This window comes from Streptomyces sp. NPDC085596 (genome assembly GCF_044541565.1).
Taxonomy (GTDB): Bacteria; Actinomycetota; Actinomycetes; order Streptomycetales; family Streptomycetaceae; genus Streptomyces.
The window spans coordinates 453864-466858 of the sequence record NZ_JBITTC010000003.1; the positions used below are offsets into that span (position 1 = coordinate 453864).

At 71.8% G+C, this 12995-nt stretch carries 9 protein-coding genes and 1 pseudogene; 4 read left to right on the top strand and 6 right to left on the bottom strand.

The genetic code is table 11. From position 1 onward, the window contains the following. Positions 1-15 precede the first annotated feature (15 nt). On the bottom strand, positions 16-828 hold the full coding sequence (locus tag ACIGA3_RS12080) for an ATP-grasp domain-containing protein (RefSeq protein ID WP_399714015.1): 813 nt from the start codon (positions 826-828) through the stop codon (positions 16-18). A gap of 71 nt (positions 829-899) precedes the next feature. Next, positions 900-1817, bottom strand: coding sequence for a LysR family transcriptional regulator (locus ACIGA3_RS12085; RefSeq protein WP_399713510.1), 918 nt, complete (start codon positions 1815-1817; stop codon positions 900-902). Between the two features lie 115 nt (positions 1818-1932). On the opposite strand from ACIGA3_RS12085, the gene ACIGA3_RS12090 reads away from it, so the two are divergent. Genes ACIGA3_RS12090 through ACIGA3_RS12100 form a run of 3 tightly spaced genes read left to right on the top strand, consistent with a single transcriptional unit; the run spans position 1933 to position 5217 of the window. After that, on the top strand, positions 1933-2670 hold the full coding sequence (locus ACIGA3_RS12090) for an acetoacetate decarboxylase (protein WP_399713512.1): 738 nt from the start codon (positions 1933-1935) through the stop codon (positions 2668-2670). A gap of 48 nt (positions 2671-2718) precedes the next feature. Continuing rightward, complete coding sequence (locus tag ACIGA3_RS12095; RefSeq protein WP_399713515.1) at positions 2719-3696, top strand: 3-hydroxyacyl-CoA dehydrogenase NAD-binding domain-containing protein; 978 nt, start codon at positions 2719-2721, stop codon at positions 3694-3696. 33 nt (positions 3697-3729) lie between these two features. Then, a complete protein-coding gene (locus ACIGA3_RS12100; RefSeq protein ID WP_399713518.1) occupies positions 3730-5217 on the top strand; it encodes a CoA transferase in 1488 nt (495 codons plus the stop codon). Positions 5218-5287: 70 nt separating this feature from the next. Here ACIGA3_RS12100 and ACIGA3_RS12105 read toward each other — a convergent pair. Both ACIGA3_RS12105 and ACIGA3_RS12110 read right to left on the bottom strand, forming a co-directional pair. Next, positions 5288-5389: pseudogene (locus ACIGA3_RS12105) on the bottom strand (glycoside hydrolase); the annotation flags it as partial. A 68-nt stretch (positions 5390-5457) separates the two neighbouring features. Beyond that, positions 5458-6972 carry a dienelactone hydrolase family protein gene (locus ACIGA3_RS12110; protein WP_399713520.1) on the bottom strand — a complete coding sequence of 505 codons (1515 nt, stop codon included), beginning with the start codon at positions 6970-6972 and terminating at the stop codon, positions 5458-5460. A gap of 89 nt (positions 6973-7061) precedes the next feature. Here ACIGA3_RS12110 and ACIGA3_RS12115 point away from each other — a divergent pair, with 89 nt between their 5' ends. Continuing rightward, entirely contained in the window at positions 7062-8021 is a 960-nt protein-coding gene (locus ACIGA3_RS12115; RefSeq protein ID WP_399713523.1) for a MerR family transcriptional regulator, read from the top strand. Positions 8022-8051: 30 nt separating this feature from the next. Here the strand turns inward: ACIGA3_RS12115 and ACIGA3_RS12120 are convergent, their stop codons facing one another. Both ACIGA3_RS12120 and ACIGA3_RS12125 read right to left on the bottom strand, forming a co-directional pair. Further along, positions 8052-11015, bottom strand: coding sequence for an ABC transporter substrate-binding protein (locus ACIGA3_RS12120; protein ID WP_399713524.1), 2964 nt, complete (start codon positions 11013-11015; stop codon positions 8052-8054). Between the two features lie 182 nt (positions 11016-11197). Beyond that, positions 11198-12925: a thiamine pyrophosphate-dependent enzyme gene (locus ACIGA3_RS12125; protein WP_399713526.1), complete on the bottom strand. Its 1728-nt coding sequence runs from the start codon at positions 12923-12925 to the stop codon at positions 11198-11200. Positions 12926-12995: the final 70 nt, after the last annotated feature.

Consider the following 12995-nt stretch of genomic DNA (forward strand, 5'->3'; position numbering starts at 1 on the left):
TGGGGCGCCGGTATTTCAGCCGGCCAGGTGAGCATCCTCGATGGTCCGGCAGAACCGGCGGTCTCGCTCGGCCAACTGCGTCCGCGGACCGGCTGAGCGCAGGACGACGTCCAGGACGCGGTCAGGGTCGGCGGCGTAGCAGTTGCTGAACCATGCCATGTTCGCCTCCACCACCGCCCATTGGCCGGCGGCGCCGTGCTCGGGCGCGGTGAGGAGCCCGATGTCCAGTACCACCGCGCTGGGCAGGCCGTCGCCGCACGTGGTCAGGAGACCGTCCGCGAACTCCAGGGCAGCGCCTTCGTACCGGTGCCCGTGCAGCGGCTCGGCGTCGAGACGGCCGAAGGTGGTGTACTGCGAACCCGTACGGACCTCGCCGTCCAGGATGTGCAGGCGGAACTCCGCCGCCCAGGTCACCACGTCGCTGATCAGTACCGGCACGTCCGGTGACGGCTCCGGCCCCGCCGGGAGGTGGCTGCCGTCGGCGTAGACGGCGGCCGGGAAGCTCTTGTCGCTCGGGGGCTTGACGAACGCGGGCCGCGACAGGCTGCGCGCCTCGCCCAGGGTCGCCATGGCGATGTGCCGTCCGGTGTACTCGTGGGGCAACGTGGCCAGCCAGTCGTCGGACGGCTCCAAGAGCGCGACCTCGAGGTCGTCCGCGACGCGTGCCGCGAAGGCGGGGCCGCCGTAGTAGTGGCCGCCCCGCCTCCTCACGGCGGTGCCCGCGAGTACTTCCACATCCATCCCCCGCCGCCGCGCCGACGTCGAGAGCAGCTCGGATGTCGTGGTGTACTGCGGCGCCAACGCCAGAAAACCGTGCTTCGTCACGATCACTGACGATGCCATCTACCCGGCCGGACAGTCCACGGCATTCGTACGGGACGATGACCAGGATGCGCTGATCACACGGTCATACGGCGCGTGATCAGCTCCAGCAGCCGCATGACGGCCGCGTCGGCGTCCGGGCGGCGGACGGCGACCAGGGTGGTCTCCAGGTACGGCGACATCTCCGTGAGGGGGACGAAGGCGACCTCGGAGACGTGGAAGTCGCGGAGGCGCTCGGGCAGGAGACTGACGCACAGCCCGGAGGCGACGTAGCTGAACAGGCCGGTCAGGTCGTCCGAGACGGCGCGGCTGCGAGGGGTGAAACCCGCCTCACGGCAGGCGAGTTGGACCTGATGGGCCAGGGTGGGCAGCGCGGTGGGGTCCGGGAGGACGAAGTCCTCGTCGCGCAGGTCGCCCAGCCCGATCTCCCCCGCGTCCGCCAGCGGATGGCGGCGCGGCACCGCCGCCGCGATGCGCTCCACCGCGAAGTCGAGACTGACGAGATCGGCCGACAGGGGCGCGGGGTCGCGCAGGAAGGCCAGGTCGAGCGTGCCGTTGCGGATCATCTCGGCCAGGGCCGCGGCCGAGTCCTGGTGCAGGTGGACGCGGAGGCCGGGGAGTTCCTCCGCCGCCGCCCGGAGCAGCCCCGGCAGGTAGTGGTGGCTGAGGATGCTCACGTAGCCCACCCGGACATCGCCCTCCAGGCCGGCGGCGACGCGTCTGGCGCGTTCGATGGCCGCGGACTGGGAGTCGAGGAGGCGCTGCGCGTCCACGGCGAAGACCTCGCCCGCCGCGGTCAGCGCCACTCCGCCGGGGCCACGGTCGAACAGGCGCACCCCCAGTCCGCGTTCAAGCCGCTGGATCGACTGGCTGAGTGGCGGCTGGCTCATGCCGAGGCGCTCGGCCGCGTGCCCGAAGTGCCGCTCGTCGGCCACCACCAGAAACTGTTCCAGCAGCCTCTTGGTGAGCTGAATATCCTCAAGCATATCGCTCATGACCACATCATATATTGGACGGACAGGGGTGAAGAGGTGTCCACTGGAACGTGAGCGTCACCGGAACAGCGTGTCGCACCTCCCCCCACACACGGCCCTCTCCCTGGAGGCCCTCATGCGCAAGCAGGACGTCGCCCGGCTCTTCACCACCCCGGTGGACTCCCCCGCCTACGCCCCCACCCGGTACCGCTTCACCGACCGCGAGTACCTCAACATCTACTACCGCACCGACCCCGAGGCGCTGCGCCGGCTGGTGCCCGAGCCGCTGACGGTCACCGACCCGGTCGTCCGCTTCGAGATGATGCGGATGCCCGACACCACCGGTCTCGGCGACTACACCGAGGCCGGCCAGCTCATTGCCGTCGAGCACGAGGGCGAGCGGGGTGAATTCAACCTCGCCATGTACGTGGACAGCGTGCCGGCGATCTCCAGCGGCCGTGAGTACAGCGCGTACCCGAAGAAGGGCGGCTCCCCCAGCCTCTACGTCGACTCCGACACGCTGGTCGGCACGCTCGACTACGGCACCCTGCGCGTGGCGACCGCCACCATGGGCTACAAGCACCACGCGCTGGACCTCGACGAGGCCCGAGCGGAGATCAGTACCCCCAACTTCATGGTCAAGACGGTCCCGAACTACGACGGCACCCCGCGCATCTGCGAGCTGGTCCGCACCCGGATCACCGACGTCACCGTCAAGAGCGCCTCCACCGCCCCGGCCCGGCTCCAGCTGTTCGCCCATGTCATGGCGCCGCTCGCCGACCTGCCGGTGCTGGAGATCGTCCGGGCCAGCCACATCGTCGCCGACCTGACCCTCGCCCCCGTCGAGCCGGTCTTCGACTACCTCGCCGCCTGAGCGCACCTGATCGCACCTGATCGCACCTGATCGAGAAAGCACAGAACCATGACCCCTCCCACCGAGCCCCTCCCGAACTCCTACCGGCGTGCCGCGATCATCGGCGGCGGCGTGATCGGGGTTTCCTGGGCCGGTCTCTTCCTGGCCCACGGCATCGACGTGGTGATCAGCGATCCGCGCGAGGACATCGAGGACCTCGTCCGTACCGGCCTCGCCGAGATCACCCCGGCCCTGGCCGAGCTGGGCCTGCCGACCGGGAACCTCACCGAGGGGCTCTCCTTCGAGGCCGACCTCGCCACCGCCGTGGCGGACGCGGACGTCGTCCAGGAAAACGGCCCCGAGCGCCTGGAGCTCAAGCGGGAGATCTGGCGGACCATCGAGGACGCGGCTCCCGCGCACGCGCTGCTGGCCACCTCGACCTCCGGCATCCCGGCGAGCGCCATCGCCGCCGCGCTGCGGCAGCCCGAGCGTCTCGTCGTCGGGCACCCCTTCAACCCGCCGCACCTGGTGCCGCTGGTGGAGATCGTGCCGGGCGCGAAGACGTCCGCGGAGACGGTCGAGCGGGCCAGGGCGTTCTACGCCGCTGTCGGCAAGAAGCCTCAGGTGCTGCGCAAGGAGATCCCCGGCTTCGTCGCCAACCGTCTCCAGTCCGCGCTGTTCCGCGAGTGTGTGCACCTCGTCGCCGAGGGCGTGGTGACCGAGGCGGAGCTGGACGAGATCGTCACCTCCTCCATCGGGCTGCGCTGGGCGGTCGCCGGCCCGTTCCGCACCTTCCACCTGGGCGGTGGCCCCGGCGGTCTCCCCCACTTCATCGAGCACCTGGGCCGCGCGATGGAGGACACCATGTGGCCGGCCCTGGGCAACCCCACCTTCGACGACGCCACCGTCACCACGCTCATCGGCCAGGCCGACGAGGCTTTCGGCGGGGACTCGGCCGAGGAGCTGGCCGCCGAGCGCGACCGGGCGCAGATCACGCTGATGCGCGCCCTCGGCGAGACGCCCGGCTCCGGCAGCACGCACGCCTGATCCACCGATCACGTACACAAGAGGCGAAGAGACATGGACCTCACCGAGAAGATCAAGAAGGCCATCGTCGCCCCGGCCACCGACGACGCGTTCGACGTCCACGCCGAGACCGAGCAGGTACTCGCGGGCATCGGCCTGACGCCGGGCGACACCGGCGGCGACATCACCTTCGAGGGTGCCGACCCTGTCGTACCCAGCACCCTGCGCCTCGGCGCGGCCTCCGGGATCGCGCTGGTCGCCAAGTCGGCCGCCATCGCCGCCCTGTGGAAGGACCGCACCGGCCGCGGCCAGGACATCCACATGGACCTGCGCAAGGGTCCGCACCGCCTGTGCCCCTTCTACGAGAGGAAGTGGGAGCTTCTCAACGGCTATCCCGGCGGGACCCCGTCGCTGATCAACATGGCCTTCGTCAACAACTTCTACCGCAGTGCGGACGGCCGTTGGATGATGCCGTTCAACATCTACCCCAACATCAAGGTCGCCGCGCAGCGCCTGCTGGGCGTCGGTGACGTGCCCGAGCACGTCGAGACCGCGATCTCGAAGTGGGACGCGCGGGACCTGGAGCGGGCCGGTGCCGAGGCGGGGTGCGTCATGCCGATGGTGCGCACGCCCCAGGAGATCCTGGACGAGGAGCAGTACCGGCAGGTGCTGTCCACGCTGCCGCTGGTGGAGATCACCCGCATCGGCGACAGCGATCCCGAGCCGCTGCCCGCCGATCCCGTCGCCCCGTTCGACGGGGTGCGCGCGCTCGGCATGGGCCACATCATCGCCGGTGCCGGCGCCGGCCGCGCCATGGCCCTGCACGGCGCGGACGTACTCAACCTGTGGCGGCCCACCGAGCTGGAGCACGACGTCACGTACAACTCGACGGGTGTCGGCGTGCGTTCCGCCACGGTGAGTCCGTACACCGAGGAGGGCCTCGCCCTCATCCACCGGCTCCAGTCCGAGGCCGACGTCTTCTACGCCAACCGGCGCCCCGGCTTCCTGGACCGCATCGGTCTGTCCGAGGAGGAGGCCATCGCCCGCCGCCCCGGACTGATCTACGCGACGGTGTCGCTGAACGGGCGTACCGGGCCGTGGAAGGACTACCTCGGCTTCGACCAGACGGCGGGCGCGCTCACCGGCCTGCTGCATCTGGAGGGCGACGGCGACAAGCCCGCGCTGCCTCCCATCACCGTGGTCAACGACTACCTGGTCTCCTGGTTCATGACCGCCGGTATCGCCGAGGCGCTGCGACGTCGTGCCGTGGACGGCGGCAGCTACCGCGTCCATGTCTCGCTGTCCCGCGTGGCCCTGTGGATCCTCTCCATGGGCATCTTCGACCAGGACTACGCGAAGCAGGTCGCGGGCACCGGCGAGCTGCACGCCTACCCGGACCCCGACCTCTTCAGCGCCGAGACCCCCCTCGGCCACTACCAGGGCATCACCGACCAGGTACGGATGTCGGACACCCCCGGCGCCTACCGCCAGATCCTCGTCCCCCGCGGCTCCCAACGCCCGGAATGGCTCCCGGCCGCCTGACGGACCACGCCTGACGGACCGCGCCGCGCCGGGGCGGTCACGGCCACCCGGCGCGGCCTTTGGACGTGGGTCAGTTGACGCCCACCGAGAACCCCGTGACCGCCAACCCCGCTCCGTTCTCCCAGGGTTCGAATCCCGCCTGGACGCTGGTGAGATACCAGTCCGGGGTGGCGGGGCAACCAGAAACCAAACGCTTCCGACCGCGCTGGTGTCCGTGGCCGGTGTCCGTGGAGGACGGGATCAGGCTCCGAGGTGGCCGAGCACCCGACGCATGGCCTCCCGTACGGCCGCACGCGCCTCGGTCGTGTGGTCCAGCGTCTCGAAGCCGTGATGGCAATGCGGAGCGGCGACCACCTCCACCGACGCCCCGCACTCAGCAGCGGCGTCCAGGAAGCGTTCCACCGTCGCGTCGAGGGCCGGGTCCTCCAGTCCGGCGCGCGTGAGGATGACCGGCAGATCGCCGGCACCTCGCACCGCGGCCGCCGGACGGAACCGGTCGCCGTCCGTGCCGTGACCCGGAAGCGGTTCCAGCATCGGGTAGTTGACCGCCAGGCACCGCAGCCACGGCGGCGGCGCGGACAGCCAGGGCGCTGCCAGCGGGCCGCCGCCGGAGAAGAACCAGAGGGCCACCCGGTCACCGTCGACCCGGGGATGCGCCCGGACGAGTTCGACGGCCGCGGACACGTCCTCGGCAGCGCGTGCGAGGTCGCCCGGTGCGTGCAGCCGGTGGTCCAGCGTGACTCCCACGGTGCCCAGTTGTGCGGCGTGCCGGGCGTACGCGGTGAAGAACGGCCAGTCTCGCGGCGTCGGCCGGATACCGGCCGGCAGCGGGCCGCCGTGCACGAACACCACTGCGGGGCAAGCCACTTGGTCGTCCGGCGGATACAGGTCGATGTGCTCCATTCGCTCGCGCGGCCGGTCCGGCACCTCCAGTACGAACGGCCTTAGGTGGCCCGGTACTTGGTCCGGGGACGCCGCGAGGCTCTCCCCCTCGCCGGCCGCCGCCCACCGCAGGGCCTGGGCCAGAAGTTCCGGCTCGGACAGCATCGGCCAGTGCCCGGTGGGCAGTTCGAGGAAGGTGTTGCCCGGCTCGGTGAGCGGGCTCAGACGCGGGTCACCCAGAGAGACCAGCCAGCGCAGCCGGACGATGGTCGAGCCGTCCGCCGTGCACAGGACACCGGTCCTCGGTATGCGGGCAGCCCCCTTGGAGAGTCGTAGCGGCTGGGTGAGGGTGGCGGCGGGCTGCGGCAGGGCCCGCGCGGCCAGGCGGTCGAGTGCGGCGGGGGCGAGCCCGTCGGTGCTGCCCAGCCGGTGCCATTCCTCGCGCGTCGGCGGCGGCACCTCGGTCTCGGCTCTCCCGGGTCGCGGCAGTGCGGGGAGTACGTCGAGGGCGGTGTCACCGTCCTCGGGCAGCCCGGCCGCGTCCAGGTGGACGACCCGTACCACCCGGTCCCGGCGCCGGTCGGCGGCGCCCAGCGCCGGAATCAGCCCGTAACCGTGCCCGACGAGCACCACGCACTCCCCCGCGGCGTCCACCTGCCGGATCACCTCGGCGATGTGCGTCTCCAGGTCGGCCGAGTTCGAGGGGCTGTCGGCATCCTCTCCCGCTGCCGGACTGCCGCCGGAGAGTGTCGCGCAGTGGACGCGCGCCCCCGAGCGCCGCAGCGCGGCCGCCACCCGCTCCCACACCCAGTCACCCGTGTGCGCCTCCGGCACCAGGACGAACGCGGCCTCGGCCCCTGTCAGTTCTGTCATCCCCGTCTCCTCCCGCTGGTTCGGCGCGGCCCGGTCACCGGCCGCGCGCGCCGCTACCGTAGGAACTCCCCCTGGAGGAGGTTCAAGGCGTGACCGGCAGTGCTTCGTCGAGCGGTACAGCGGGCGACGTGTCCTGGAGCATCGGGGAACTCGCCGCGAGGGCGGGCGTCACCGTGAAGACCGTCCGCTTCTACTCCGACCAGGGACTGCTTCCCGAGGCCGGGCGCAGTTCCGGAGGCCACCGCCGCTACGGCCCGGAGGCACTGGGGCGACTGCGGCTGATCCGCTCCCTGCGCACCCTCGACCTGCCGGTACCGGACGTGGGCCGGGCGCTGGAGCGGGACGACGCGCTGGAAGAACTGGTAGCGGGACGCCTGCGGGAACTGCGCCCCCAACTCACCGCGCTGCGCTGGCGGGAAGCGGCGCTCCACCTCCTCACGGACTGCTCGCACGACGAGCGTGCCCGGCGGCTGGACCTCATCGGCGCCATGGGCCTCCCACCCGACACCGATGTCCTCGCACGTTTCTGGCGCCGGTGGCTCTTCCCGGCCCGGCTGCCGGCACCCCTGCTGGCCGGGATCGTCGACACCGCGGTACCCGCACCGCCCCACGACCCCACCCCGGCACAGGTACTGGCCTTCGGACGGCTCCAGGCGATCGTCACGGCGCCATGCCCGCCGGGCCGCGTGGACCGCCCGCCCGCGCCCCGACGCTTCGGCGACGGCTTCCGCCCAGCCGTCCTCTACTCCGGGCTCCGGGAGGCGTACGACCTCGCCGCCCCGGAGCTGCGGGCCCGGCGTGCCCCGGCGGGCGGTGCGGCCCTGGACCGCTTCGTCGCGGCCTGGGCGGAAGCCGGAGCCGCCCGTGACAACGCGGCGTTCCGGCGGCAACTCACCGTTGTCCTCGCCGACGAGCCCCGCCTCGACCACTACTGGGACCTGGTCTCGGAGCTGGCGACCCCGCCCGGCGCCCCACCGGAGCCGACGCCGGGCGCGGCCGAGGCGTGGCTGCGCGAAGCACTCGCCGGCATGACCCGGCAGCACCCCTGACGCCGTACGGCAGTCCGCCCAGCGGCGCGACTATGGGGAGGGTGCGGTCCGGCGGTCCGCGTCGCACTCCCGCTCGGTCAGTGGGCGCCGGTCGCCGGCGCGGCGGGAGCAGAGGACCGTGCGGTCGTAGTGGGCGCCGCCCGTGTTGGCGACGCGGACCAGTGAGATGGCGTAGTTGTCGCGGGTGCCCGGTTCCAGGCCCTGGTCATGGGCGTTGTCGTGGGTGGCGGCGGTGAAGTCGATGCGGCCGGTGGCCAGGTTGTCGATGTTGGTGCGCAGGAGGCCGGACCATGCCTCCGCGCGGCCGCGTGGCCGGCCGTCGCCCGTCGCCGCCCGGTAGAGCACCTCGGTGGCGTCGTGCATCAGCATGGTCTGGCCGTCGTTGAACACGCTGTCCGTCTGCGGGGTGTCCGCGCTCAGGCCGAGTATCTTCTCCTGCTCGGGACCGAGTTTGCGCAGGTTGTTGACGAAGATGGTGCCCTGGTTCTTGGTGCCGGGGGCGGTGAGGACCAGGTGGTAGAGGGTGACGTTGGCGGCGACGCTGCTGCGTTCGGAGTCGAAGCCCGCCTGCGAGAGGTCGTCCCCGGCGAGGAGGGCGATGCGTTTGCCGTTGCAGCCGGGCTCGGAGGTGATGCCGTCCATCAGGGCGTTGATGTCCTCGGTGCGGCCCGCGAAGTAGACGACCCGAGGTACCTCGCCCTCCTGGCAGATCTGGCTGACCTGGCGGCCGAGGACCGGGCGGCCGTTACTCAGTCCGTACTGGGGCAGCCGGTCCACGCGGTAGCCCACCTCGGTGAGCATCCGGCCGCCGTGGTCCATCTGCTCGCGGGTGTAGCGGTCGTGGGTTTCGGGGTTGCGGCCGAGTACCACGGCGCGGCCCGCGGTGCCGTAGCCATGGCTGCCGGGAGCACGCAACTGCTGGGCGATCAGCTTGAGTTGCCGTACCTGCCACTGATCCGTGGCGGCCAGGTTGAAGAAGTTGGGCTTGTCCAGGAGCCAGGTGCCGGAGTTGGTGCCCGAGACGACCGGGAGTTCGGCCTCACGCAGTTTCTCCAGCACCTGATTGGTGTCGGTCATGTCGCGGCCGACACCGACCACGCCCACGACCGTACGGTCCCGGCGCGCCACCTCCACGATCCGCTTCGCCATTTCGACCTGACTTCCCATGTCCGAGCCGCCGTTGGCCACCAGCAGGCGCAGCTTCACCGGCTGGGAGCGGTTGTTGGCATGCTGGGCTATGTAGGCGCCGCGCAACTCCTCCATGCCCTTGACCAGTTGGCCGTTCTTGCCCTCGGCGTCCGGTCCGCTCAGTGGACCCGCGTAGACCAGCGTGACGTGATCGCTGCCGTTGATCGCCTCGTTCTCCTTGTGGATCAGCTCCTGGAGCTGCCGGGCCACGGGGAAGGTGACTCCGCCGGTCGCCACGCCCACGCACTCCGAGCCCTTGCCGCTCAGCGACTCGACGCGGCGGGTGTCCTGGTTGGCGCCGCGGAGGTCACTGGAGCAGTACTCGCTGCGCAGCCGCTGGTCGCGGACGCCGAGGCCGAGCCCGCTCGCGGCGAGGACGAGAGCCAGCGCGGGCAGCGACCACAGCCAGGTCCAGCGGGGGCGTCCGGTGGACAGCCGGGAGCGGCGCACGGTGCTGACGCCGAGGTCGGGGTGGAGCAGCAGCCCCTCCGGCAGCGGCACGCGCAGCACCCACGGCAGGGTGCGGCCCTCCAGGCTGGGCGACTGGCTGACACGGCGGGCCCGGTTCCAGTTCGCGTACCAGGCGGGCAGGCCGGCGCCGGGGCCGGCCAGGTGGTTCGCGGCGGGCTCGGCCGCGTAACTGCGCTCGAGCAGGCCGATGTCCTCGTGCCGCACCGCGGCGACGACGAGCAGAGGGTCGAGTTCGCTGCGGATGCTGCGGATGTCGCTGATGGCGCGCAGGAGTTCGATCAGGCCGTTGTCCGCGGTGGCGTCCGGCAGGACGAGCACCGGCGGAGTGGGGCGCTTGCGCCCGCGGAGGTCCCGCGACCAGGCGCGGTGCGCGTCGCGCAGGTCCTCGCGCAGCGCGTGTACGCGCAGCTGGAGGTGGCGGCGCTGGGCGTCCTCGTCGCCGCTGCCGGCGCGGTGCTCGTCGAGGAGGGCACCGTCCTGGATGTCCCGTGCGACGGCGGCGACCCGCTGGCGCACCGGGCCGGGCGGCCACAGCCGCAGCAGGCGCCAGGTCAGGCCCTCGCCGCGGTCGGCGCGTGGTCCCTGGTTGAGATAGGTGGTGCTGAGGAACCAGCGGACCTCGCGGCGCAGCCCGAGGAACACCGGCGCCCGGCCCGGCAGGATGCTCAGGGCCAGCAGCGCGGCCATCATCACCGCGAGGAACAGCAGCGTGACGTACCAGGGTTTGTCGGTGATCAGTACCGCGACGACCGCGATGAGGAGTGCGGGCACCGTCTTGGAGGCGTCGGTGGCGGCGTCGCGCAGCCGGGCCGTCCACTGGACGCCGCCGGGCCGCCAGCCGGTCCGGTTCAGTCCGTGCAGCAGCTCGTCCGGTTCGGCGTCGGGGCCGAGTTCCCGCACCACGCTCTCGATCGCCAGGAGCAACTCGCTGCGCGGGAATATGTACTGGCCGTACTGGCGCCTGCTGCCACGCCAGGCGTGGGGCTCCACGTACGGCTCGCTCCCGGAGTCGGCCGGTCTACCGCCGAGCGCCTGTACGACCCGCAGGGCGCGCACCATGGGGCTGCCGCCGTCGGTGGGGTCGACGAGCGCGGACTGCCGCACCGAGGCGAACGGCACGCCACGGGCCCGCAGTTCCTGCCGCAGCTCGGCGAGGCTGCCGCGAGCGGCCTCGTCGCCCTCGCGCGAACCGCCCTCCGCGTACAGCACGAATTCCGGCAGCGCCATGGGGCTGCGGCGCCGGAACGCCTGGAAGATCGCGTCCAGCATCTCGATGAGATGCGGGGTGGTCGCGTAGTGCCGTCGGCTGTCTGCGCTGCCCGGGCGGGTCACCAACTCGTGCTCCTCAGGGTCGACTTCGTACTCCGTTCGGACAAGGAGTGCTGTGAAGTCTGCCCAGCCGGTGCGCCGTGCGAGGGAGAGTGGCTCAAATGTGACCAGCTCGCGACGGGACGGGCATCGGAGGACGGAAGCGGCGCCCGGTGTGCGCACCGGGCGCGCCGCCGCGCGAGGAGTGCCTACCGGCTCGAACTCGACAGGTTCTCCCGGACCTTGGCGATGGCGAACCCCCAGCCCTGCTGGACGGTCGTCTTGCCGGGTACGGCGATCTCGTCGGGGTTGGTGAGCACGTCCAGCAGGACGGGTCCCGGTTCGGCGAACGCGCGCTTCACCGCGTCGGACAGCTCCTCGGCGCGGGTGACCCGGATGCCGGTGATGCCGAGGGCCTGGGCGACGGCCGCGAAGTCGGGGTTGTCGAGGACCGTGCCGAACTCCGGCAGTCCGGCCTGCTCCTGTTCCAGCTTGACCATGCCGAGGCGCTGGTTGTCGAAGACGACGAGCTTGACCGGCAGCCGCTCGGTGCGGATGGTCATCAGGTCGCCCAGCAGCATGGACAGGCCGCCGTCGCCGCAGAAGGCGACGACCTGCCGGTTCCGGTCGAGCAGTTGGGCGCCGATCGCCTGCGGCATGGCGTTGGCCATCGAGCCGAGGTTGTAGGAGCCGAGCAGGCGGCGGTCGCCGCGCATCTCCACGAACCGGGAGAGCCACACCGTGGCCATGCCGGTGTCGGAGGTGAAGACGGCGTCCTCGTCCGCGACGGCGTCCACGGCCGCGGCCAGGGCCTCGGGCCGTACGAGGTGGGAGCGGTTGTCGAACTTGGAGCGGACCTTGCCGAGCAGTCCCCGGTCGTGGCCGGGCGAGGCGAGGTCGCGCTGGCCGTCCTGCCACTTGCTGAACTTCTCGCGCGCCGAGTCGAGATGACCTCGGTCCGTACGCGGCTGGACGCGCTCCAGCAGACCACGCAGGGTCGGGCCGACGTCCGCGGCGAGTCCGACGTCCACCGGTACCCGGCGCCCGATGTGCTCGGCGACCCGGTCGATCTGGATCACCTTCTTCCCCTCCGGATACCAGTCGCGGTAGGGGAAGTCGGTGCCGAGCAGGACCAGGGTGTCGGCCTGGTCCATCGCACGGGCGGCGGCCGGGTTGCCGATGAGCCCGGTCTGGCCGACCTGGTAGGGGTTGTCGCCCTCGAAGCCCTCCTTGGCCTTGAGGGTGAGCACGATCGGCGCGGCCAGCCGCTCGGCCAGGGCGAGGACCTCCTCGCGGCAGCCGCGCGCTCCCCTGCCGACGAGGAGCGTGACCTTGCCGCCGTCGTCGATCACCGAGGCGGCCTCGTCGAGCGCGGGGTCGTCGGGCCGGTTGGCGGAGCCGGTCAGCGACAGCCGGACGGGCCGGTCGTCGGGCAGCTCCTGGTCGCCGACGTCGCCGGGCACGGTGAGCACGGCGACACCGCGTCGGCCGACGGCGGTGCGCACCGCGACCTCCAGCAGCGCGGGAAGCTGCGCGGGCGAGGTGACGGTGGCGCGGAAGACGGCGACGTCCTTGAAGAGAAGGTCGTTGTCGACCTCCTGGAAGCAGTCGGTGCCGATCTCCGCCTGCGGGACCTGCCCCGCGATGGCCAGGACCGGCGTGCCGCTCTTCGCGGCGTCGTAGAGACCGTTCAGCAGGTGGACCGAGCCGGGACCGACCGTGCCCATGCAGACCCCGAGCGTGTCGGTCAGCTGGGACTGGGCACCGGCCGCGAACGCCGCCACCTCCTCGTGGCGGCAGCCCACCCAGGACACGGCCTCGGAGGCGCGGATGGCGTCGGTGAACGGGTTGAGCGCGTCGCCGACGACGCCGAACACCTGGCGTACGCCGAGTTCCTCCAGCGTGTCGACGACAAGACGGGCGACGGTGCGGGCCATGGGGATCGTCCTCTCCGCGGGCCCTCACGGCCCGCTGGTGTCCGTACGGCGGGCGGTGTGCCGCCGTACA

Bases quoted from the DNA above. Each gene is read 5' to 3' on its own strand.
- ACIGA3_RS12085 (WP_399713510.1), bottom strand. From the start codon at position 1,817: ATGAGCGATATGCTTGAGGATATTCAGCTCACCAAGAGGCTGCTGGAA.
- ACIGA3_RS12090 (WP_399713512.1), top strand. From the start codon at position 1,933: ATGCGCAAGCAGGACGTCGCCCGGCTCTTCACCACCCCGGTGGACTCC.
- ACIGA3_RS12095 (WP_399713515.1), top strand. From the start codon at position 2,719: ATGACCCCTCCCACCGAGCCCCTCCCGAACTCCTACCGGCGTGCCGCG.
- ACIGA3_RS12100 (WP_399713518.1), top strand. From the start codon at position 3,730: ATGGACCTCACCGAGAAGATCAAGAAGGCCATCGTCGCCCCGGCCACC.
- ACIGA3_RS12110 (WP_399713520.1), bottom strand. From the start codon at position 6,972: ATGACAGAACTGACAGGGGCCGAGGCCGCGTTCGTCCTGGTGCCGGAG.
- ACIGA3_RS12125 (WP_399713526.1), bottom strand. From the start codon at position 12,925: ATGGCCCGCACCGTCGCCCGTCTTGTCGTCGACACGCTGGAGGAACTC.